This window comes from Ruegeria arenilitoris, assembly GCF_013035425.1.
Taxonomy (GTDB): domain Bacteria; phylum Pseudomonadota; class Alphaproteobacteria; order Rhodobacterales; family Rhodobacteraceae; genus Ruegeria; species Ruegeria arenilitoris_A.
Genome location: NZ_WQHX01000002.1, coordinates 91,211 through 113,438, shown reverse-complemented (window position 1 = coordinate 113,438; position 22,228 = coordinate 91,211). Strand labels below are relative to the sequence as shown.

The 22,228-nt window shown below is 52.9% G+C and carries 22 protein-coding genes; 15 read left to right on the top strand and 7 right to left on the bottom strand.

The window, feature by feature from the left end; all coding sequences use genetic code 11:
- Positions 1–23: 23 nt before the first annotated feature.
- Entirely contained in the window at positions 24–2,591 is a 2,568-nt protein-coding gene (locus GOV45_RS06145) for a hypothetical protein (protein ID WP_170475588.1), read from the bottom strand.
- A 164-nt stretch (positions 2,592–2,755) separates the two neighbouring features.
- Between GOV45_RS06145 and GOV45_RS06140 the strand changes: the two genes are divergently transcribed.
- The gene (locus GOV45_RS06140) at positions 2,756–3,451 is read left to right on the top strand and encodes an SIMPL domain-containing protein (protein WP_170475586.1); all 696 of its coding nucleotides are present in this window, start codon (positions 2,756–2,758) and stop codon (positions 3,449–3,451) included.
- A 7-nt stretch (positions 3,452–3,458) separates the two neighbouring features.
- Here GOV45_RS06140 and GOV45_RS06135 read toward each other — a convergent pair whose 3' ends face one another.
- The 3 genes from GOV45_RS06135 to GOV45_RS06125 form a co-directional block, all read right to left on the bottom strand.
- Positions 3,459–4,163 carry a GNAT family N-acetyltransferase gene (locus tag GOV45_RS06135; RefSeq protein WP_170475584.1) on the bottom strand — a complete coding sequence of 235 codons (705 nt, stop codon included), beginning with the start codon at positions 4,161–4,163 and terminating at the stop codon, positions 3,459–3,461.
- A 4-nt stretch (positions 4,164–4,167) separates the two neighbouring features.
- Positions 4,168–5,460 carry an O-acetylhomoserine aminocarboxypropyltransferase/cysteine synthase family protein gene (locus tag GOV45_RS06130; RefSeq protein WP_170475582.1) on the bottom strand — a complete coding sequence of 431 codons (1,293 nt, stop codon included), beginning with the start codon at positions 5,458–5,460 and terminating at the stop codon, positions 4,168–4,170.
- 72 nt (positions 5,461–5,532) lie between these two features.
- Positions 5,533–6,528, bottom strand: a complete 996-nt coding sequence (locus GOV45_RS06125; protein ID WP_170475580.1) for a hypothetical protein — start codon at positions 6,526–6,528, stop codon at positions 5,533–5,535.
- A gap of 153 nt (positions 6,529–6,681) precedes the next feature.
- On the opposite strand from GOV45_RS06125, the gene GOV45_RS06120 reads away from it, so the two are divergent.
- From GOV45_RS06120 to preA, 4 genes are all read left to right on the top strand, one after another.
- Complete coding sequence (locus tag GOV45_RS06120) at positions 6,682–7,314, top strand: cupin domain-containing protein (RefSeq protein WP_170475579.1); 633 nt, start codon at positions 6,682–6,684, stop codon at positions 7,312–7,314.
- Positions 7,315–7,472: 158 nt separating this feature from the next.
- Positions 7,473–8,807, top strand: coding sequence for an NAD(P)-dependent oxidoreductase (locus GOV45_RS06115; protein ID WP_170475577.1), 1,335 nt, complete (start codon positions 7,473–7,475; stop codon positions 8,805–8,807).
- A 45-nt stretch (positions 8,808–8,852) separates the two neighbouring features.
- Positions 8,853–9,689 carry a class I SAM-dependent methyltransferase gene (locus GOV45_RS06110; RefSeq protein ID WP_170475575.1) on the top strand — a complete coding sequence of 279 codons (837 nt, stop codon included), beginning with the start codon at positions 8,853–8,855 and terminating at the stop codon, positions 9,687–9,689.
- Between the two features lie 17 nt (positions 9,690–9,706).
- The gene (gene preA / locus GOV45_RS06105; protein WP_170475572.1) at positions 9,707–11,011 is read left to right on the top strand and encodes an NAD-dependent dihydropyrimidine dehydrogenase subunit PreA; all 1,305 of its coding nucleotides are present in this window, start codon (positions 9,707–9,709) and stop codon (positions 11,009–11,011) included.
- A 105-nt stretch (positions 11,012–11,116) separates the two neighbouring features.
- On the opposite strand, the gene GOV45_RS06100 is transcribed toward preA, so the two are convergent.
- Positions 11,117–11,725 (bottom strand): TetR family transcriptional regulator C-terminal domain-containing protein, encoded by a 609-nt coding sequence (locus tag GOV45_RS06100; protein WP_170475570.1) that lies wholly within the window; start codon positions 11,723–11,725, stop codon positions 11,117–11,119.
- A gap of 170 nt (positions 11,726–11,895) precedes the next feature.
- Between GOV45_RS06100 and GOV45_RS06095 the strand changes: the two genes are divergently transcribed.
- The 10 genes from GOV45_RS06095 (at position 11,896) to GOV45_RS06050 (ending at position 21,212) form a co-directional block, all read left to right on the top strand.
- Positions 11,896–13,146 carry a Zn-dependent hydrolase gene (locus GOV45_RS06095; RefSeq protein WP_170475569.1) on the top strand — a complete coding sequence of 417 codons (1,251 nt, stop codon included), beginning with the start codon at positions 11,896–11,898 and terminating at the stop codon, positions 13,144–13,146.
- Between the two features lie 86 nt (positions 13,147–13,232).
- A complete protein-coding gene (hydA, locus tag GOV45_RS06090) occupies positions 13,233–14,687 on the top strand; it encodes a dihydropyrimidinase (protein ID WP_170475567.1) in 1,455 nt (484 codons plus the stop codon).
- Between the two features lie 55 nt (positions 14,688–14,742).
- The gene (locus tag GOV45_RS06085; RefSeq protein WP_170475565.1) at positions 14,743–15,540 is read left to right on the top strand and encodes an ABC transporter ATP-binding protein; all 798 of its coding nucleotides are present in this window, start codon (positions 14,743–14,745) and stop codon (positions 15,538–15,540) included.
- Positions 15,540–15,971, top strand: a complete 432-nt coding sequence (locus tag GOV45_RS06080) for a GNAT family N-acetyltransferase (protein WP_170475563.1) — start codon at positions 15,540–15,542, stop codon at positions 15,969–15,971. The genes GOV45_RS06085 and GOV45_RS06080 overlap by 1 nt, the downstream gene beginning before the upstream one ends.
- Positions 15,968–16,885, top strand: a complete 918-nt coding sequence (locus GOV45_RS06075) for an ABC transporter permease (RefSeq protein ID WP_170475561.1) — start codon at positions 15,968–15,970, stop codon at positions 16,883–16,885. Before GOV45_RS06080 ends, GOV45_RS06075 begins: the two co-directional genes overlap by 4 nt.
- On the top strand, positions 16,882–17,733 hold the full coding sequence (locus GOV45_RS06070; RefSeq protein WP_170475559.1) for an ABC transporter permease: 852 nt from the start codon (positions 16,882–16,884) through the stop codon (positions 17,731–17,733). The genes GOV45_RS06075 and GOV45_RS06070 overlap by 4 nt, the downstream gene beginning before the upstream one ends.
- A gap of 58 nt (positions 17,734–17,791) precedes the next feature.
- On the top strand, positions 17,792–18,781 hold the full coding sequence (locus GOV45_RS06065) for an ABC transporter substrate-binding protein (protein WP_170475558.1): 990 nt from the start codon (positions 17,792–17,794) through the stop codon (positions 18,779–18,781).
- Between the two features lie 151 nt (positions 18,782–18,932).
- Complete coding sequence (locus tag GOV45_RS06060; protein WP_170475556.1) at positions 18,933–19,646, top strand: ABC transporter permease; 714 nt, start codon at positions 18,933–18,935, stop codon at positions 19,644–19,646.
- A complete protein-coding gene (locus tag GOV45_RS06055) occupies positions 19,639–20,373 on the top strand; it encodes an ATP-binding cassette domain-containing protein (RefSeq protein ID WP_170475554.1) in 735 nt (244 codons plus the stop codon). Before GOV45_RS06060 ends, GOV45_RS06055 begins: the two co-directional genes overlap by 8 nt.
- Positions 20,374–20,396: 23 nt before the next feature.
- A complete protein-coding gene (locus GOV45_RS06050; protein WP_170475553.1) occupies positions 20,397–21,212 on the top strand; it encodes a substrate-binding domain-containing protein in 816 nt (271 codons plus the stop codon).
- A gap of 9 nt (positions 21,213–21,221) precedes the next feature.
- Here GOV45_RS06050 and GOV45_RS06045 read toward each other — a convergent pair whose 3' ends face one another.
- Complete coding sequence (locus GOV45_RS06045; protein ID WP_170475551.1) at positions 21,222–22,094, bottom strand: helix-turn-helix transcriptional regulator; 873 nt, start codon at positions 22,092–22,094, stop codon at positions 21,222–21,224.
- On the bottom strand, positions 22,095–22,220 hold the full coding sequence (locus GOV45_RS23450) for a hypothetical protein (RefSeq protein ID WP_302477855.1): 126 nt from the start codon (positions 22,218–22,220) through the stop codon (positions 22,095–22,097).
- Positions 22,221–22,228 lie beyond the last annotated feature (8 nt).

Genomic DNA, 22,228 nt, shown 5'->3' with positions numbered 1-22,228 from the left:
AGGTATTGTTGTGCCCGGTTTCTTCACCCTCGAGGCATCTTCAAAGTCACATTCTGACCGCGCTTTTGATAGCGCAATTCGCTGTCGCCGATGGCGACAACCTTGCCGCCATCTATCCGATCACCAACCTTTAGTTTTTTGTATCGACCACTGGGTAGCCGGACGAGCGCGCGACGGTTTGCAGGTGTGCCGTATACGCCGATCAAGTTTAGTTTGCGTAAGTTAATCGCATTATCAATCGTTGCCTGTCGTGCGACAGAGGCTGTGGTTGGAATTTTAGGGGAAACTGTTCTTGGTTGGAACGAGCCAGCTTCATCATCTGCAGAAACCGCGTCCGTGGCAGCGACATTAGCGGTGGAGCCTAAAGTTGCAGTTCCTGCGTTAGGGGAGCTGGCCACCTGGGGCGCGGTTCTTGTAGGTCGCAATTTGGGTCGCGGCACACGAACCACAGCCAAGGCAGTCGGAGTATAGTCTATTTCCGGTTCGACTTCCAAAGACTCGGGGCGCAACTTGGGGCGCACTACCGCTAGTTCTTCACGCGACCTTCCCCCCAACTGCGACCGTTCAAACTGATCCACCAAGTTGTCGGGCCGAAGTCTGGGCTTAAAGCCGGCCAGACGTTCATCGATCTCGTCGACCGCCGGTTCACCTTCGGGGCGGGCTGGTGTCTCCGGTGGAACAGACGAAGGTTGACCCAAATAGATCATTATCCCTTCGGGATTAAGTGTACCCTCGGGACTGGCGGTGACTAATCCCCGTTCGTCTAGTTCGTAAGATTCTTCGGCATCTGGGGGCTGCGCTATTGATGGAACCACTTTGTCGGTATCAAGGCCGTTGACTGAGGGCAGAGCAATGGCATCCTGAGAAAGGTCCGAACGATCAATGGATGACAGATAGACGTCGCCCAATTCGTCCAGAACAGGTCGCGCCAACTGTGAAGGCATCGCAGGTGTTGAACCGGTGAAGTCCTTGAACAGCTTTCGGGGTTCCGATCCTGTGGCAATATCTTCGACAATTTCAGGTTCGATTTTCAATGCTTCAAGAATTGCTGCATCCGTCGCGGACAGTTCGCCTTCGCCATTCGACTCTGGCGCTGGATCAGGCGCAACGGCCAGAGGTCCCGCTTCGATATTTGGTTGGCTCTTTTCTGGAACGATTGCGGCAACTTCGGGTGTCGCTTCAGGCGTCTGATCTAATTCTTGAACATCAAGCTGCTTTTGCGCTGTGTCTGTTTCCTTGGGTGAGGGGTCCGGGCCAAGGATTGACCAAGCGCCAACGGCTATTCCGACGCAAACTAACGCGGCAATTGCAGGAATCGCTAACTGTCTTAAACTCCAACTTCCCGAGGTTGATTTGCCAACAGGCTGTGGCGCAGATCGAAAGGCCGCCGGATTTGCCGGCTCGGCAATCGCATGAATTGGTGTTTTTTCGACCTTCGCATCAGGTTGGTCCGGCAGTGTTTCAAAAACGTCAGAGTTGGCGGTTTCTTTGCCGTCCTCAGCTAATGCGTCGAATGACTTCTCGTCATGGCCCGCAAATGGTTCTCGTTCATTGTCTTCAAAAGAAGTCTCCGGAACTTGGTGAACGATGCCAGAGTTTACCGTTTCAGAATTGTCTTCGACCTGAACATCCGATTCCGTTTCCGCAGCGGTATCGACTGATGGTGGGGCAATTTCCTTCGGCGAAGTTTCCATCTCCGATTCGGTCGCCGTTGGAGTTGGTTTCGACGCGGCTATTTCACCCGTCAACTCTGGTTCCGGTTCGTCGGTTTCCTCGATTGAAGATTGAGTCTCGTCCCAAAGAGCGGTTCCCGCAAACGGGTCAACTTGCTCTGCGGTAGCCGCTACATTGTCATCCTCGGCTGGTGTTTCCAACTCAGAATCAGCGGTGTCTTCGACAGTCGACTGAAAATCTTCCTCAACCAAAATTTCCGTGGCTTGCCGAGTGAAGTCCGTCGTTAGATTTTGAATTTCATCATCAACTGGCAATTCTGATTTTGGGTCGGAGATCTCAGCATCGACTGTTTGCTCATCCTGCAAGACTGGCGCATCTGTTCCTACACCGTCGACGGTTTCCCAAGAGTCTTCTACGGACGAAGAGCCAGACGAGCCGCGCATTTCGAGGCCCCATTTGAAGGCCTGACCCGAGAATGCATCCTCACTAGCCGCACCCACGCAAAACGACTCAGGGACAAAGCCACGGGACACTGCGAATTCATAGGCTTCGTTCAGTGTCTGACGCGCGACTGCGGCGACCTGAGTTACTTCGCCATTTTCGATCGTGGCATAGGACAACTCGGACAAGTCATATGGCGTCGCATCGGCAAGGGTCGTTTGTATCTTTTGCTCTGCAGCTTTGGAACCCAATCCGTCCGTTTCCACAGAAAGAAAGCGAACTTGATCAGTCGGGAGCACCAAAGTGCACCCCAAATGATTGGCCAGCGCGAATCCTTGTTCCCGTAGCGCCTGTATCCTTTGGCTTAAGTCAGGCGAATCCAACGGCACTGTTCCAATGCAATACCATTCGTCATCCGATTGGTGATGCAATGAAATTCCGTGTTCCGAAAAAGACAGCGCAAAGGCAGGTTTCATAATCCGGATGAACCATAAGTGACTGTTTCAATGCAAACGCTTTGGCGTCCACCGCATGAGATTAGAGCAGGAACCTGCCGAGGGAAAGAAAAAGCCGTTATTCCCCCTTGCCGTGTGCTGCCGCGAATTCCCATTTGTTATCCAAGTCAACAGGAGGGATAACCTTGAAGACGCTTGCTTTTCTAACTGCATTGACCGCTGCGGTGGCGGCAATGCCAGCTTACGCCGAAGAACGTCGCATTATTGTCAACGGCACTGGAACGGTGCTTGCTGCACCAGATATGGCCACGATTACTTTGGGCGTGACAAACCAAGATGAACAGGCCGCGAACGCTATGGCGGCGACCTCTGCGGCAGTAACGCAGATTTTAAATCGGCTGGAAGAAATGGGGCTCGAGGCCCGCGACATACAGACCCGTGATTTGTCCCTGAACCCGGTCTGGAGCGGACGGAACGGCCAAAGCGGGGAGCGCCCAGAGATAACTGGTTTTACAGCCTCGAATCGTGTTGTGATCCGTGTGCGCGATCTTGATGGCCTGGGCGAGATCATGGACGCAGTCATAAAAGATGGCGCAAACGACTTTGGTGGGCTTAGCTTCAGCATCCAGGAACCAAAACCGATGGAGGCAGATGCGCGGGCCAAAGCCGTGTCAGACGCAACTGCCAAGGCCAATCAGCTAGCGCAGGCGGCCGGGGTCACGCTAGGCTCGGTTGTATCGATCAGCGATCACGCCATGGGTTTGCGTCCCGTTGCACAAATGCGAGAGATGAGCATGATGGATGCAGCAACCGTTCCAGTGGCGGGTGGCGAAGTCTCTGTTTCGGTGAACGTGACAATGGAATTTGAGATCGCTGAATAGATCAGCTTCAGGCGCGGGCCATCAGTGGTTTCAACTGCTGGCCCGAGTTGTCAAAATTGTCGGGCGCCAGCCAATTCTCAAAGGCCGCCCGAACTCGAGGCCATTCAATGTCCAGAATCGAATACCAAGCTGTATCACGATTGCGCCCTTTATAATGCGTTGCCTGGCGAAAGATTCCCTCGAAAGTGAAGCCCAGACGCTCCGCTGCGCGCCGTGACGGTGCATTGAGGGCATCGCATTTCCATTCGTACCTGCGATAGCCAAGCTCGTCGAATACCCGTCGCATCATCAGGTACATAGTTTCGGTCGATTGCGGCTTGCGTTGCAGCAATGGCGAAAAATGTATGTGGCCCACTTCAATAACTCCCGCCGATGGTTGGACTCTGAGGTAGGATGCCATCCCAACCGGGTTTTCACCTTCGTCAAGAATCGTGTGAAACATCGGATCCGTATCCATGCAATTCGCACTGGCCCAGTCGGTGAACTCAATCTCCGTCGTGAAGGGGCCATATGGCAGGTAGGTCCAGTTTCGCCCATTTGTATCGTGTGCAAACGCCCGATAGAGACCGGGCGCATGAAGATTTATGTCTAACGGCACGACGGAACATGAACGACCTTTCATTGGCGAATATGGCGGCGTTGGTCGCGGAAAAATACCCGTAACCGGTTTGCCAACTGGTTGGCCCAGTTCGTTTTTGTCGTGCTCGGTCATCACCTTAGGCGCACGCTTTTGACAGCGCTTGGTCTAGATCGGCAATCAAATCGTCCGCGTCCTCGATTCCAATGGATACACGCACCACACCTGGGCCAGCGCCGGCGGCTTCTTGCTGTTCCGCTGTGAGCTGGCGGTGCGTGGTCGAAGCTGAGTGTATGATCAGCGAGCGCGCATCGCCCAAGTTCGCAACGTGGCTAAATATTTCCAGCGCGTTCACCAATTTAACACAGGAGTCATAACCGCCTTTGACCGCAAAGGTGAACAGCGCACCCGCGCCGCGACGATAATGTTTTTTGACTCGGTCATAGTAAGGAGATGACGGCAGTCCGGCATAGGTGACGTATTCAACCCGGTCATCTGATTCCAACCAGGTCGCGATTTTCTGAGCGTTTTCGACGTGCCGTTCCATCCGTAGGCTTAGGGTTTCGATCCCCATCAGCGTGTAGTGCGCAGCCTGAGGGTTCATCGTCATGCCCAAATCCCGCAGACCGATTGCGATGCCGTGAAATGTGAATGCTAAAGGCCCAAAGGTCTCGTGAAACTTCAACCCATGATAAGCTTGCTCTGGTTCGCTGAGCGACGGGAACTTGTCATTCGCAGACCAATCGAATTTCCCGGAATCCACAATGCAGCCACCCGTTACGGTCCCGTTTCCGGTAAGGTATTTCGTTGTTGAATGAACGACCAGCGTTGCACCGTGCTCGATTGGGCGACAAAGGAATGGTGTGGCAGAGGTGTTGTCCACAATCAGTGGAATGCCTGCCTCGTCCGCGATATCGGCCATTGCGCGGATATCAGTGACATAGCCACCAGGGTTGGCGATGGATTCGCAGAATACCGCGCGGGTGTTTTCGTCTATGGCAGCTTTAACAGCATCCAAATCGTCGGTATCAACGAATTTGGCGGTCCAGCCAAAACGTTTGATCGTCTGGCTGAATTGGGTGACCGTGCCGCCGTACAGGCGCGTCGAAGCGACAACGTTGCAACCTGGTCCCATTAGAGGGAACAACGCCATGATCTGCGCTGCGTGACCCGAGGAACAGCAAACCGCGCCAACGCCGCCTTCAAGCGTGGCGATACGTTCCTGAAGAACTGCGACAGTGGGGTTAGTCAGCCGAGAATAGATAAAGCCAACTTCTTGAAGATTGAACAGTGCCGCCGCGTGTTCTGCATCGCGAAAAACATAGGCTGTTGTCTGATAGATGGGCGTCTGGCGCGCTCCGGTTGCAGGGTCGGGGCGGGCTCCGGCGTGAATCTGCAGCGTGTCAAAGCCGTATTGAGGGCCGTCAGACATATCGAATTCTCCTGTTAGGAACTTTGTTGCTGAAATCTCTAGGACATTGCCTACTTGCACACAACGTTGTCTTCAACGTTGCCATAAGCCCTTGGACTTAATTGTCTTGCGAATGACTTGCTCGCGGTGGGGCAGATTATCGCGATCAAACATCTCGCGAATTTTTCTACCCTTGCCCTGATAAACCAGTTTTTTAATTGGATCATAGGTTTTGAGCACTTTTTTGACCTTGTTCGGCGCGCTGGCTTTCTCGAGCACTTCTATAACATTATCGCTCTCACGCGCGTACAGCAGTGGGAATAAACGGTAGTGGCAACTGACGGGTCCATCCAGGTGGCCATCGGGAAGACTGTCCCGGCTGCCACCAAGGGAGTGAATAACAAGCGGCAATGCCGCCTGATCCAGCCAGGGATCCAGCTTCTGCCCGGTCAATTCCGGAATGTCTTCATCGCGAATCGTCCGTGCTAAGTTCAGAAATCGTTCACCGAACAGACGTGGGCATTTGTAATAGAAATAACCGGCATTGAAGTACAAAAAGCGCCGCCAATAGCCTTGCGGCTGGCTTGTGTCTAAGGAGCTTTCGAAATCCAAGCCAAACCGATCGTACAATGCACGCCATATACCCCCTATATCCGGGCCATATAGTGTTGGCTTGGGCCAGGTTCCTTCTACTTTGCGCGAAGCGCTGGGGCGGTCAAAGTCAAACGGTACCTCAGCCAATTCGCCGGTTATCAGTGTGTCGCTGTCGAAGAAGACGAAGGGTTCACCCGACGGTAAACTCAGTAATGCCTCAATCTTGTTGCCTTGAGGATAACTCTCACCGAAAACTTCGTTGTTGAAGGGCAAAATCTCTGCCCCAAAATGATCTAGTGCCCTAAGTACATCCGGGTTTTGAATACTCGGATCGTTTTCCCATAGGGGTCCGTCTTGCGGAACAGCTACAATCAAGCGTCCTGAAAATCTTGGTGACGAATGTCGAAGCGAAGCAGCAAACAGTACCGCTTCAAATTGAATGCGATTGTTTTGTCCGATAACGACAACGTTGAATTCCGGGCGCTTCGCCTGCATATTTTCGCTTTCTGGTTGTAGGTCCGTTTATGGCTCAGCTCTTTCGGGCTTACATTAACTGGGATGGGCCGTCAAAACCCGATGAGACAGAAGGTTTGAAAATTTATCCGGCGGAACCATCTGACAATTCAGTTGCAACCGAGGAGCGAAGCGATGAGGGTCAATGCCGATTTCAGCAAACGTGTAGCGGTTCATTTCAACGATACTGAGTGGGTCAAGTCCCCATCTGCGGGAGTAGAACGTAAGATGCTGGACCGTATCGGTGAAGAGGTCGCACGCGCCACAACGATCGTACGCTTTGCGCCCGGAAGCGTCTATGCAGCACACACTCATGACGGTGGAGAAGAGTATTTAGTGCTTGATGGCGTCTTTCAGGATGAAACCGGGGATTTTCCGGTTGGCAGCTATGTGCGCAATCCGCCGACGTCTTCGCACACCCCTTCGGCCAGCGAAGGCGCGACTATTTTGGTCAAGCTGCATCAATTTGATCCGAACGACCGAACCCAAGTTCGCAGATCGATCAACGGAGCGGGAAGTGTGAACTTGTTTCGAGACGAATACGAAGATGTTCGGGTTCAGGATTGGTCTGCAGGAGAATCGATGCCACTAAATTCAAGTAATGGTCTCGAGGTTTTTGTTTTAAGCGGATCGTTCACCGAAAAGGGTGAAGAGTTTCAAGAATGGGATTGGCTAAGACTTCCGCCGGGGACGCAATCCAGCGCCATTGCCGGCGAAGTCGGTGCGCGTGTTTGGATAAAGTCAGGGCATTTGAGCGGCATGGTCTAGGCCCCCAGCGCCGCAATTTCAGGCATTTTACTTTCGAATTTGGGTCGTCGCGCCCGGATTTTCATTTTTTTGACCATTTGGCAAATTTTACCATTTGATAAAAAATACGGTTGTGGCAATGTAGGTCCATAACAAACATATCTACAGGGAGTAGAGCGATGGCACAGGGCCAGATGGCACCCGGCATAGTATCCGGACGGCTTTCCAGCGATGAGCTGACCTCGAATTTTTCAGATCTGCATCCGCCGCTTGCACCGCATGAGGCGGCTGTCGCGGCCGATAGATGCTATTTCTGTTATGACGCTCCTTGCGTTACAGCTTGTCCGACGGATATCGACATTCCACTTTTCATCCGCCAGATTCAGGCTGGTCAGCCGCAATCCGCTGGACGCACGATCCTCGAGCAAAATATCCTCGGCGGAATGTGCGCGCGCGTGTGTCCCACTGAAACGCTCTGCGAAGAAGCCTGCGTGCGCGAAGCAGCAGAAGGTAAACCGGTCGAGATTGGACGTCTGCAGCGATACGCAACTGACGAAGTGATGGTCACAGGAAAACACCCTTTCGATCGCGCGACACCTACAGGAAAGACGGTGGCAGTGATCGGGGCAGGGCCGGCCGGTCTTGCCTGTGCACATCGGTTGGCGATGTTTGGCCACGATGTGGTGATACACGAGGCTCGGCCCAAACCTGGTGGTTTGAACGAATACGGCATCGCGGCCTACAAATCGACAAACAACTTTGCTCAGGCCGAGGTGGACTGGCTATTGAAAATTGGTGGAATTGCCATCGAAACCGGTTCTGTGCTTGGCGAGACAATATCGCTGGACGGGCTACTTGAAAACTACGATGCGGTTTTTTTGTCCATTGGTCTCACTGGCGTGAACGCTCTTCGTACTTCTGGTGCAGATAAAGAAGGCGTTCGCCACGCGGTCGACTTCATTTCGGATGTTCGCCAGGCGGCTGATCTTGCGCATTTGCCGGTCGGGAGAAATGTTGTTGTTATTGGTGGCGGTATGACCGCAGTAGATGCTGCTGTGAAATCCAAGTTATTGGGAGCAGAGCATGTAACGATCGCATATCGGCGTGGGCGCGACGCAATGGGGGCGAGCCGTTATGAACAGGATTTGGCCGCCTCTCATGGCGTCCGCATTATGGCTAATGTTCAGCCTGTTGCCATCCACGGCAACGGCGCCGCCGCCGAAATCGAACTGGAATATACTTCCAGTCGGGATGGGCAATTAGTAGGTACGGGTGAAACCATTCGGATTCCCGCGGACCAGGTACTAAAAGCGATTGGCCAATCGCTAGACGGCGCACCTGAAGATCTTTCGCTGGACGGCAACAAGATAGCGGTATCTGGCGCTGGACGTACGTCAATGCCGGGCGTCTGGGCTGGCGGAGACTGCGCTGCAGGAGGCGACGACTTAACAGTTACCGCTGTTGCCGAAGGGCGAGATGCCGCGTTGGACATCCACGCAATGCTCAATTCGTGATATGTTCAGGCACCAAGGTCGCATAAGTGTCATCGGGGAATTGCAATGTCTGAGATAGAAGACGCAGTTGCACGTCACTACACAACCGGAGCTTTAACCACGCGTGTTCGCGACGCGTTGAAAGCCAGCGGAGTAAATCCCGATTCTGCGACTGCTGCTGACTTGAAAGCCAGCGACGAATTCCACACGGGTGGCGTCGCGGCGACTTATCATCTTTTCAATCAACTCTCTTTGACGCCCGCAACCAGAGTTTTGGATATCGGCTGCGGCATAGGCGGTACCTCGCGTTACGTTGCCGATCGGTTTGGAGCGAAAGTAACCGGGTTTGATTTGACGCCCGAGTTTGTTGAAACCGCAAAGTCATTAAGCGAGCTTGTAGGGCTTTCAGATAAGGTCAGTTTTCTGGAAGGCAGCGCGCTGGATATGCCTGTACCTGATGCCGGGTTTGACTTGGCGATTATGTTGCACGTGGGAATGAATATTGAAGACAAGCAGGGGATATTTTCGGAAGTATCCCGTGCACTTGCTAAAGATGGCACTTTTGCGCTTTTTGACGTTATGCGCGGACACGTAGACGAGCCTATGGCTTTTCCTTTGCCGTGGTCGACGCAACCGGACACGTCTTTTGTGGACAAACCGGAAATCTACAAAAAATCAGCCGAACTCTCGGGCTTAAGTCTGGTTTCAGAGAACGACCGTACTGAATTTGCTTTGGCCTTTTTTGAAGAGGCATTCGCCAAGGCGGCGAAGGATGGGCCTGCCCCGATGGGCATTCACCTGATGATGGGTGAAACCGCACCCGAGAAGTTCAAGAACTATTTCGCAAATCTAAGGGCCGGGCGAATCCGCCCGACGGAAATGATATTCAAGAAAACTGGCTGAGCCGGTGAGGAGGATCCATGGCAGACCTGACAACAGATTTTCTGGGGATTTCCAGTCCGAACCCATTTTGGCTGGCCTCTGCGCCCCCGACCGATAAGGAATACAACGTTCGCCGGGCGTTTGAGGCAGGATGGGGCGGCGTTGTATGGAAAACGCTAGGTTCAGAAGGGCCACCGGTCGTAAATGTTAACGGGCCCCGTTATGGAGCGATATACGGCGCAGATCGCCGTTTACTCGGCTTAAACAACATTGAACTGATCACCGACCGTCCGCTTGAGGTGAATTTGGAAGAAATGGCGCGGGTCAAGGCAGACTACCCCGATCGCGCGCTCATCGCCTCGATTATGGTTCCGTGCGAGGAAGAAGCGTGGAAAGCCATTCTTCCTCGCGTCGCGGAAACAGGAGCGGACGGCATTGAACTTAATTTTGGTTGTCCTCACGGAATGAGTGAGCGCGGCATGGGTTCGGCCGTTGGCCAAGTTCCGGAATATATCGAGATGGTCACACGCTGGTGCAAGAGGTACTATGATCGTCCCGTCATTGTTAAGCTTACGCCGAATATCACGGACATTCGAAAACCCGCGGCAGCTGCTAAAAATGGTGGCGCAGACGCAGTATCGTTAATTAACACAATCAACTCTATCACCAGCGTTGACCTTGACACCTTTAGCCCTGAACCTTCGATTGACGGCAAGGGCAGTCACGGGGGTTATTGCGGACCAGCGGTGAAACCGATTGCTTTGTCTATGGTCTCCGAAATAGCGCGCAACGAAACTACTCGTGGTCTACCGATTTCTGGTATTGGCGGTGTTACGACATGGCGCGATGCGGCTGAATTCATATCATTGGGCTGCGGAAACGTTCAGGTTTGCACAGCAGCGATGACATACGGCTTTAAGATCATTGACGAACTTACGGCTGGGCTTTCCGAGTGGATGGACAAGAAAGGCTACAGTCAGGTTTCAGATTTTGTTGGGCGAGCGGTTCCGAACGTCACCGATTGGCAATACCTGAACCTTAACTATGTTGCCAAAGCCAAGATTGATCAGGATCAGTGTATCAAGTGCGGCCGTTGCTATGCCGCATGCGAAGACACCAGCCATCAGGCGATTTCGATATCCGCGGATCGGGTGTTCGAGGTGAAAGACGAAGAATGTGTGGCCTGTAACCTGTGCGTCGACGTTTGTCCGGTCGAAGGATGTATCACAATGGTGCCGATGGCAGCAGGCGAGGTCGACCCGCGCACCGGCGACGTAGTGCAGCCAGGCTATGCGAATTGGACGACGCATCCGAACAACCCGATGGCCAAAGCGGCCGAGTAGGGGGAGACATCGCAGAAAATTTCCCAGCGGTTTCGTTATAACCGTGACGAATTTTAGTTCTCTAAATATCCGAGTGCTGCGCAAGTAAGATTGGCATTGCGCTGCCTATGGCGTGAGCAACTTGCGGTATAGGGTGTCGATAAACTGTTCTGCGCCTTCGAATGGGTCTTCTTCCCCCAAAATCGCTCGCACTTGTACGTCGAAGTCGGCGTAGTGTTGGGTTAGTGCCCATATTGAAAAAATGAGGTGATGGGTATGAACACGAGCTATTTTTCCCTGATCCATCCACTTGGATAATACCGCTGATTTTTCGTCGACTAGTACTTTCAGATCGTTTGAAAGCGCGTTGTGAATTCGTGGTGCCCCTTGGACCAGTTCATTGGCGAAAAGGCGGCTTTCGCGGGGAAGTTCGCGACTCATCTGCAGCTTGCGATGAATATAGGAAAGGATTTCCTGCAGGGGATCTCCTTCTTCGTCCAAGTCGTTTAGCGGCGCCAGCCAAGTTTCAAGCAAACCAGATAAAAGGGCCGTATGAATCGCCTCTTTTGAGGGAAAATAGTACAAAAGGTTCGGTTTGCTCAGGCCTGCCTCGGATGCGATTTGATCAACTGTCGAGCCTCGAAACCCATGTGCTGAAAACACGTTTAACGCGGCCTCGAGAATCGCTGCGCGGTTCTTTTTCTGAATGCGGGTCGGGGCGCGGTCTTTAGGCATGTTCTCCGGTCGTCTCTTTTTTCGCCTGACGAGCAAGAAATATGCCGAAAACTCTTGCGTCACTATGCAATTTCTTGACTGATGTCGAACCCGTGATAGCGTGAGTTTGACCAGATGGTCAAATCAAGACGTTAAAAGCGAGCCAAATCGCAAGCAACAGGGAAAACAACATGTCAGCTCCGGCTCAGAACCTCAGGATTAATGGCGACAGGCTTTGGGAAAGCCTGATGGAGATGGCGAAGATCGGCCCAGGCGTTGCGGGAGGAAACAACCGGCAAACTTTGACTGATGAGGACGCAGAAGGAAGAGCGTTGTTTCAGTCTTGGTGCGAAGACGCGGGCTGTTCGATGGGGCTGGACCAAATGGGCAACATGTTTGCGCGAAGAGAGGGCAGTGACCCTGAGGCGCTACCAGTCTATGTGGGATCGCATCTGGATACTCAGCCTACCGGCGGAAAATACGATGGTGTCCTTGGTGTTTTGGGCGGCTTGGAAATTGTTCGAACGCTCAATGATCTTGGTATAAAGACCAAGCACCCGATTGTCGTCACCAACTGGACTAACGAAGAAGGTACGCGTTATGCGCCTGCAATGTTGTCGTCCGGCGTATTTGCGGGAATGCATACACAGGACTGGGCTTATGATCGTGAAGATGCTGATGGTAAGAAATTTGGCGATGAACTAAGCCGCATTGGTTGGCGCGGCGACGAAGAAGTGGGCGCGCGCAAGATGCATGCGTTCTTTGAACTACACATTGAACAGGGACCAATCCTTGAAGCCGAAGGAAAGGACATTGGCGTTGTTACGCACGGGCAAGGACTAAGCTGGACGCAAATCACCGTGACGGGCAAGGACGCGCATACCGGTTCAACACCAATGCCGATGCGGAAAAATGCGGGTTTGGCAATGGCCCGAATTTTGGAAAAGGTGGATGAAATTGCGTGGTCGCATGCACCGCATGCTGTTGGTGCGGCGGGCCATATCGATGTTTACCCAAACTCGCGAAACGTTATCCCGGGCAAAGTCGTATTTACGGTGGATTTTCGCTCGCCCGAATTATCAGTCATTGAAGACATGGAAAATCGACTGCGGGTTTCGGCACAAGAAATAGTAAATAAAATGGGGCTGGAGATCGAATTTGAGAAAGTTGGTGGATTCGATCCGGTCAAATTCGACGAAGACTGCGTTGCGGCGGTTCGTGGAGCGTCCGAGCGGCTAGGCTATTCCCACACAGATATTATTTCTGGTGCTGGCCACGATGCTTGTTGGATCAATCGCGTGGCTCCTACCGCAATGGTCATGTGCCCATGTGTTGATGGGCTAAGCCATAACGAAGCCGAGGAAATCAGCAAAGATTGGGCCGCGGCAGGAGCGGATGTTCTGCTCCATGCGGTCGTCGAGACAGCCGAAATCGTGGAATAAAGGGCGCTGTTCCCTCGCCCCTAAGGTGAGGTACCAGATATTTGGCCAGATAAAGTAAGCGGGACAAACCGCGCAGGGAGATTAATATGAGCACTGTTATCAAAAACGGAACCGTTCTGACAGCCGACCTGACATACAAGGCGGATGTAAAGGTCGAGGGCGGGGTAATCACAGAAATTGGCCCTGATTTGAAAGGTGATAAAGAATTGGACGCGACCGGTTGTTATGTCATGCCGGGTGGGATCGACCCCCACACCCATCTTGAGATGCCCTTCATGGGCACATATTCCAGCGATGATTTTGAAAGCGGAACGCGCGCGGCCTTGGCTGGTGGTACGACGATGGTTGTTGATTTTGCGTTGCCAAATCCGGGAGAAAGCCTGCTGGACGCTTTGAAGCGCTGGGACAACAAATCAACACGTGCAAACTGTGACTATTCCTTTCATATGGCCGTGACATGGTGGGGAGAACAGGTTTTCAATGACATGAAGACTGTCGTTGAAGAGCGTGGAATAAATACGTTTAAACACTTCCTCGCTTACAAAGGCGCTCTGATGGTGAACGATGACGAGCTGTTTGCCTCATTCACGCGCCTGGCCGAATTAGGCGGTATCGCCATGGTCCACGCGGAAAATGGGGATGTTGTCGCCGAACTCAGTGCAAAGTTGCTGGCGGAAGGAAATACGGGGCCAGAAGCACATGCCTATTCGCGACCACCGCAGGTCGAAGGAGAGGCGACGAACCGAGCCATTATGATTGCCGATATGGCGGGTGTGCCGCTGTATGTCGTCCATACGTCCTGCGAAGAAGCACATGAGGCCATCCGACGCGCCAAGATGCAGGGCAAGCGTGTTTGGGGTGAACCGTTGATCCAGCATCTGACATTGGACGAAAGTGAGTATTTTCATCCCGATTGGGATCATGCTGCCCGCCGTGTAATGAGCCCGCCGTTCCGAAACAAGCAACATCAGGACAGCTTGTGGGCGGGTCTTCATTCTGGAACGCTCAGCGTTGTGGCCACCGATCATTGTGCTTTCACAACCGATCAGAAACGTTACGGAGTGGGTGACTTCACGAAGATTCCCAACGGTACTGGCGGTTTGGAAGATCGTATGCCTATGTTATGGACGCATGGCGTTAACACAGGGCGACTAACGCCACACGAATTCGTGGCGGTTACCTCGACAAACATCGCTAAGATATTGAATTGTTATCCGAAAAAGGGCGCAATTCTCGTCGGTGCTGACGCAGATATCGTAGTTTGGGACCCTGAAAAAACCAAAACTATTTCCGCTAAAAACCAGCAATCTGCGATTGACTACAACGTTTTTGAGGGCAAAGAAGTCAAAGGACTGCCTCGGTTTACTTTGTCGCGAGGTCAGATTGCTGTTCACGATGGGGAAATACGCACACAAGAAGGTCATGGAGAATTCGTCGCGCGGGAACCCAACAGCCATGTAAACAAAGCGCTGAGTACCTGGAAAGAATTGACAGCACCTCAACCGATCAAACGTAGCGGAATTCCGGCAACGGGTGTATGACGCAGCCAGACCGTCGCACCGGCGGCTAAATATCGAATTTTTTCAAGGCGGTGGAATGAATACTGAAAGCACTACCCAGCCTGTCGTCGAGGCAAGACAGCTGGATCTCACCTTTCAAACCAATGACGGGCCGGTTCACGCATTAAAAGATGTGAATCTGGAAATTAGCAAAGGTGAGTTCGTCAGCTTTATAGGGCCATCGGGTTGCGGGAAGACGACTTTTCTTCGATGCATAGCGGCACTGGAAACCCCAACCGGCGGCAATTTGACCGTCAACGGAATGACGCCGGATCAAGCCAGACGAAACAGAGCGTACGGATATGTGTTTCAAGCTGCCGGGTTGTATCCTTGGAGGACGATTGCCAAGAACGTAAAACTGCCGCTTGAGATTATGGGTTATTCTAAAGCCGACCAAGATGAGCGTGTAGATAGGGTTCTGGAACTCGTTGACTTAAAAGGGTTTGGCGGCAAGTTCCCTTGGCAGCTGTCAGGCGGCATGCAGCAACGAGCCAGCATCGCGCGCGCCCTGGCGTTCGACGCGGACATCCTGTTGATGGACGAGCCTTTTGGCGCACTGGACGAAATTGTGCGCGATCATTTGAATGAGCAACTTTTGGCGCTGTGGGCGCGGACAAAAAAGACCATTGGTTTCGTGACCCATTCGATCCCCGAAGCAGTTTATCTAAGCACCAAAATTGTGGTCATGAGCCCTCGCCCAGGGCGGATTACAGATGTTATCGAAAGCCCACTGCCTAAAGAGCGTCCGCTGGATATCCGCGATACACAGGAATTCATCGATGTTGCCCATCGTGTTCGCGAAGGGTTGCGAGCTGGCCACGGAGATGAAGTCTGATGTCATTGGATGCCATCAGAAGGGCAGAGCCAGAAGATGTACGGGCTTGTGCGCATGTTATTGCGGCATGGATGTCGCAAACTGACTGGATGCCCGAAGAATTGACCGAAGACGAGTTGGAAGCGTTGATCCGCGAGGCGTTTCCTGCACGCGAGATTTGGGTCGTCGGGGATCCGGTTGATTGTTACATGTCCGTTGACCCAAAGGAACAAAAGGTTGGTGCACTGTATTGTCTGCGCACTGGGCAAGGTATCGGCAAACGTTTATTGGATCAGGCAAAGTCAGGGCGTGACTATCTTTGGCTCACAGCTCACGAGCCGAACAAGGCCGCGCAAAAATTCTATCGCCGTGAAGGATTCGAGGCGACAGGCATAGAACCGCCTACACCGCCCGAGACACTGCCAGTCATTCGGATGGAGTGGCGCGCATGAAACAGGTCGTTGCCGTTCTGACGGTCGTATTTGTGATCGTTCTGGCTTGGTACGCCGCCTGCGTTCCGATGAATATCAAGGGTGTTTTGACCGAGCTGGAACGCGGGGGCGCAGAGGTACAACCGCCCTCTGCCAGCGCGCGTCGGGACATGAGCGAGATTGGACTGGTATTGGACAATGGGTTTGCAATTCCGTCCACTTGGGCGCAGGGTAAACCGCGCCTTCCGTCTCCGCACCAAGTTTCAGCAGAACTATGGGACACGACGGTGGGGAAAAAGATCACTTCAAAACGCTCGCTTATTTATCACGGCTGGGTGACGCTCAGTGCAACGATGTTAGGTTTCGTAATTGGTACGGGCCTCGGCATTTTGCTGGCCGTTGGGATCGTTCACAGTCGCGTCATGGACCTTTCGGTTATGCCTTGGGCTATCGTCAGCCAAACAATACCGATCATCGCGCTGGCGCCGATGATCATCGTAGTTCTGTATTCGGTAGGCGTTCAGGGAATTATTCCCAAGGCTATCATTTCAGCCTACCTAAGCTTTTTCCCTGTTGTTGTCGGCATGGTCAAAGGCTTGCGTAGTCCGGATGCGATGCAACTAGATCTTCTGCGAACCTATAACGCAAGTCAGTCTCAAGGATTTTGGAAACTTCGTCTGCCTGCCTCGATGCCATACCTTTTTGCATCGCTCAAAATCGGCGTTGCGGCGTCTCTGGTCGGGGCCATCGTTGGCGAGTTGCCGACAGGGGCGGTCGCCGGTTTGGGGGCTCGTCTGTTGGCCGGCAGTTATTATGGCCAGACCGTGCAAATTTGGTCGGCGCTTTTTGCTGCAGCCGTATTGGCGGCCTGCCTGGTAGGTTTGTTGGGGCTAATTGAACGGACTGTTCTCCGGAAAATGGGGATGGCCCGATGACGCTGGTATTTCTTGCGCTGCTTGTTTGGATCTTTGGCTGGTGGCTAAACAATCGCCTGGCAAGTGGCCCGCAGGCGGACAGCCAAGTGGTTCGTTTTCTGGCGCCGTTGATATTCGGCTTGACCATTATTTTTGTGTGGGAGCTGTTAGTCCGGGGGCTAGAGGTGCCGTTGGTCATCCTGCCTGCTCCTTCCGTTATTGGGCTGAGATTTGCAAATAGCCTGCCCATTCTGTGGGAGGATTTTGTTCAGACAATCATCAAGGGCGCCTTGAGTGGTTACGTCATTGGATGCAGCGCGGCATTTCTGACGGCCATTGCGGTGGATCGGTGGGATTTTCTTCGTCTCGGTCTTTTACCGGTTGGAAATTTTGTGGCCGCCTTGCCGATTGTTGGGACCGCGCCCATACTGGTTATGTGGTTTGGATTCGATTGGCACTCGAAGTCCGCCGTGGTCGTGGTGATGGTTTTCTTCCCGATGCTTGTGAATACTGTAGCAGGACTGCGAGAGGCGACTGCGATGCAAAGGGATCTTATGGAGACGTATGCCGCATCCTACTGGCAAAGCTTTTTGAAATTACGTTTGCCTGCTGCGATGCCTTTCGTTTTCAATGGGTTGAAGATTTCGACGACACTGGCCCTTATCGGCGCTATTGTGGCGGAATTCTTTGGTTCGCCAACTCTTGGTATGGGTTTTCGGATTTCGACCAGCGTTGGGCAACTGTCGTTGGACATGGTCTGGGCCGAAATCGTCGTCGCGGCACTGGCCGGCACAGCGTTCTACGGGCTTGTCGCCGGTATCGAGAAAGCGGTTACGTTTTGGCACCCGTCGCAACGTGAAAAACAGTGAGAATAATTCAACAGACCCCGGTCAAGGGGCAACAAAAAAGCAACTAGGAGATATCAAAATGAAAATGCTACTTAGCGGAGCGGTTGCCGCCTTCGGTATGGCGGCCAGTATGGCCCTTGCAGCGGACGAGGTGACATTGCAATTGAAATGGGTCACGCAAGCGCAATTTGCTGGATACTACGTGGCTAAGGACAAGGGTTTCTACGAAGAAGAGGGGCTGGATGTTACGATCCTTCCCGGAGGCCCTGACATTGCGCCAACTCAAGTGATTGCAGGCGGAGGCGCGGATGTAACTGTCGAATGGATGCCTGCGGCCTTAGCTGCGCGGGAAAAAGGTCTACCGTTGGTTAACATCGCGCAGCCTTTCAAGAGTTCGGGCATGATGCTGACCTGCTGGAAAGACGCGGGTATTTCCTCACCTGAGGATCTGAAAAACCGTACTTTGGGCGTTTGGTTCTTTGGAAACGAGTTTCCGTTCATGAGTTGGATGAGCCAGCTTGGCATCGACACAGACGGAAAAAGCGAAAGCGGGGTTGAGGTTCTGAAGCAAGGCTTCAACGTCGACCCTCTTTTGCAGCGTCAGGCAGATTGCATCAGCACTATGACGTACAACGAGTACTGGCAAGTCATCGACGCGGGGGTAAACCCGGATGAACTGGTCACCTTCAAGTATGAAGATCAAGGCGTAGCAACGTTGGAAGACGGCCTTTATGTGCTGGAAGAAAACCTGGGCGATGCGGCATTTGTCGACAAAATGGAACGCTTTGTTCGCGCTTCGATGAAAGGCTGGAAATACGCTGAGGAAAACCCGGCTGAAGCCGCAGAAATTGTGCTGGAAAATGATGCGACCGGCGCACAGACTGAAGAGCACCAAAACCGTATGATGGGCGAAATCGCCAAACTGACGGCAGGCTCGAATGGAGCGTTGGACCCGGCCGATTTTGATCGCACAGTTGCGACTTTGTTGGCGGGTGGATCCGATCCGGTCATTACAAAACAACCAGAAGGCGCCTGGACGCATCAGATTACAGATGCAGCGCTAAATTAACCCCACGCACGTGAAAGTAACGAACGCGGCCTCTTTGAGGTCGCGTTTTTTTGTGGTTACCGGTCGGCTAACCGCACTTGACGTCGGATCGGCTTCATATTTCACTGTAATTCAGCGCAGATCATCCTGATTTTTGCGTTATGAGGAGAAAATGCAGGGATTTTCATCAGAATTCAGTGCGGCTTTGGCTTTAATCTTTCGGGGAGATGCAGAGCTTTGGTCAATTGTTCTGTTGTCTCTGGAAGTTTCAATTCTCGCGGTCTTGATTTCGGCTGTCATAGGAATGCCACTGGGTGCCGCGCTGGCTGTGGCAAGATTTCCTGGGCGTCGGGTCCTGATTATTCTGATGAATGCACTAATGGGGCTCCCTCCAGTTGTTGTCGGCCTTCTAGTCTATCTCATGCTGTCTCGTTCTGGGCCGCTTGGGGTTTTCGAACTGCTATATACGCCAACCGCGATGATTATCGCTCAGGTCGTGTTGGTTACACCAATCATCTCGGCTTTGACCCGGCAAGTAGTTGAAATATTGGCCGAGGAATATGCCGAACAGCTTCGGTCGCTAGGCGTTTCGCGGCTGGCATCGGTGCCCGTTCTGTTGTGGGATGCGCGATTGGCGTTGGTGACGGCCTTGTTAGCAGGTTTCGGTCGGGCGATCGCCGAAGTCGGTGCGGTCATTATTGTAGGTGGAAATATCAACCATGTAACCCGGGTGATGACAACAACCATCGCGCTTGAAACCTCTAAAGGCAATCTGGCGTTGGCTTTGGCGCTAGGGGCGATCTTGATAGGAATAGCAGTCGCGGTTAACGCAATGGTCAGCACACTGACATTGCGGGCTGAACAAGAAGGCCTGCGCCATGCGTGACCTCATGATTGAAGAAACAGCCGGTTTGAAAGTAAGCGGTGTTCATATCACCCGAAAAGGCTCGGTCCTTTTGGATGTGCCTCAACTAAGTCTGAATGGCCCGGGTCCTACTTTGATTTTAGGGCCGAACGGCGCAGGAAAAAGCCTCCTGTTGCGTTGTCTACACGGACTTATTTCGCCAGACTGTGGGAGGGTCACACAAGGTGGCGTCCCTTTGAATGCGGTTCACAAGTCACAACAGGCAATGGTGTTCCAGCAACCAGTTCTCCTAAGGCGGTCAGTTGCAGGGAACCTGGATTTTGCGCTCAAACGAGTGGGTTTGGCGCGCGCCGAACGTAAGAAGAAAATCGCGGATCTGCTGGCTGAAGGCGGACTGTCCGAGAAAGCGCGGCAATCCGCCAAATATCTTTCTGGGGGTGAGGCGCAGCGTTTGGCTGTATTGCGCGCACTTGCTCTTTCCCCAAAGACATTGTTTCTCGACGAACCGACCAGCTCATTGGACCCAGGCGCGACGCAAGCAATAGAACGGATGATCCTTAGTGCTTCGTCCCAGGGGGTGCGCATCGTGATGGTAACGCACGATATTGGTCAGGCTCGGCGGTTAGCTTCGGATGTGGTTATGATGCAGGGCGGTTATGTGGTGGAACACGGCGCTGCGAAACAGGTATTAGACTCTCCTGCAAGCGAGGCCTCGCGCCGTTATTTGGCAGGCAGGCTCGTCACATAAGTTGGATTTCACGGAGATTGGCGATGATCCTAAATTTGATCCGGGCCAATGTGCTTTTGTTTGGCCTGTCAGCACTGTCTGTTGCAGCGGAAGAACCTTTTATCGTGGTCCAATCCACCACATCTACCCAGAATTCTGGGCTGTTTGACCATATTCTTCCGGGTTTCGAGGCTGAAACTGGCATCGATGTTCGTGTGGTCGCTGTTGGAACGGGGCAGGCGATCAGGAATGCAATCAATGGGGACGGGGATGTTTTATTGGTGCATTCAAAACCTGCAGAGGAACAGTTCGTGTCAGACGGATGGGGCGTGGAACGTTTTGACGTGATGTACAACGACTTTGTTCTTGTGGGCCCAAAATCTGATCCGGCGGCAGTTAAAGGGGGCGATGATATCGTTGCTGCATTGACCGCGATCGCGGAGACCGAGTCTACCTTTGCCTCACGTGGCGATGATAGTGGAACCCACAAAGCAGAGTTGCGTCTTTGGCAACCAATCGGGATTGATCTGACCGACGTGTCGGGAACATGGTACCGGGAAACTGGTTCCGGCATGGGGGCGACATTGAACGTGGCGAGCGGCATGAATGCTTACACGTTGACCGATCGTGCAACCTGGCAAACTTTCGGAAACCGAGGGAATCTTGAGGTTTTGATCGAAGGGGATCCTCGACTGTTCAATCAATACGGAGTCATCTTGGTGAACCCGGAGAAACACCCTGGCGTTCGATCAGCCGCAGGGCAACGGTTCATCGAATGGTTGACTGGGCCAGATGGACAGTCTGCGATAGGCTCATACACGCAGGACGGCGTACAGCTATTTTTCCCAAACGCAAATTAAATTTCTGATTTAGCCACTGGCGCCGTTGTGGTGGATGCGACCAAGGCCTGAAAGGTCATAACTACCCAGCTCATCGGCGCGCTGAATGAAACGTGGGCCGTTCAAAAAACCGATCAGAGTCTGCATAGGGGGATCGAAAAAGGCGCGCCTCCATATGGCAAGATCTAATCGTTCATTGTGAGTGGGATGAAAATTAAGCCCCAAAAATCCGGCCAGTGCGCCCAGCCCGAACCCGACTTCTGCCTTGCCATCCCGCAGTGCGATGGCCAGTTCCTCTTCGGTGCGGGCACAATCAGGCAGGGTATTTAGATCGGCTCTGGTCAATCCATGTTCTTCCAATTGGGCGTCGAACAATCGTTGGCTGGCAGCGCTATCCTGACGCAAAATAACACGTCGGCCTTTCAAGTCAGAAAATCCGGAAATGTCGGAAATGTCTGGCGCCGACAACAATCCACGTTGACGCTGTGCAACTTCGTAAAGAACGACGGGCGCTTCGCCAACAGTGTCCTTAAGGGATTTCACGTTGAATCCGTTATCTTCATGAATATGCAATACAGTGGCTTGCGCGCTTCGGTCGCTTAGCCTGCGCAACCCATCAAACGAGCCGTCATAATAGGTGGCCAAGCCTGATCCGCTTTCGCGTAACGCCCAGTCTAGCAGGGGATCGTGGCTGCCTGCGACGATTGGTGGCAAGGGCGGTTCAGCGACCTGCGGCCCAGTTCGAGATGAATTCAGCCAAACGACAATTTCATCCTTGGGAAATAATAGCTTTCCCATGGCCCGAACACAGGGCACTTCGCCTGATGACGCAAGATCATAGGCTTTACGCTCGCCAATGCGCAACAAATCGGCCAGTTCACGTGTGGTCAGGTATTGTGACATTCAGTCAAGTCGAACGGCTGACCCGGACCCCGCGTCGGCGGCGCTGAACCCGATCTGATCCAGCGCGTAAGGAGCAGCAATAGTAATCAGAACCATAACAACAACGGCGCTTAGAAAAGCTTTCATGGTCTCCT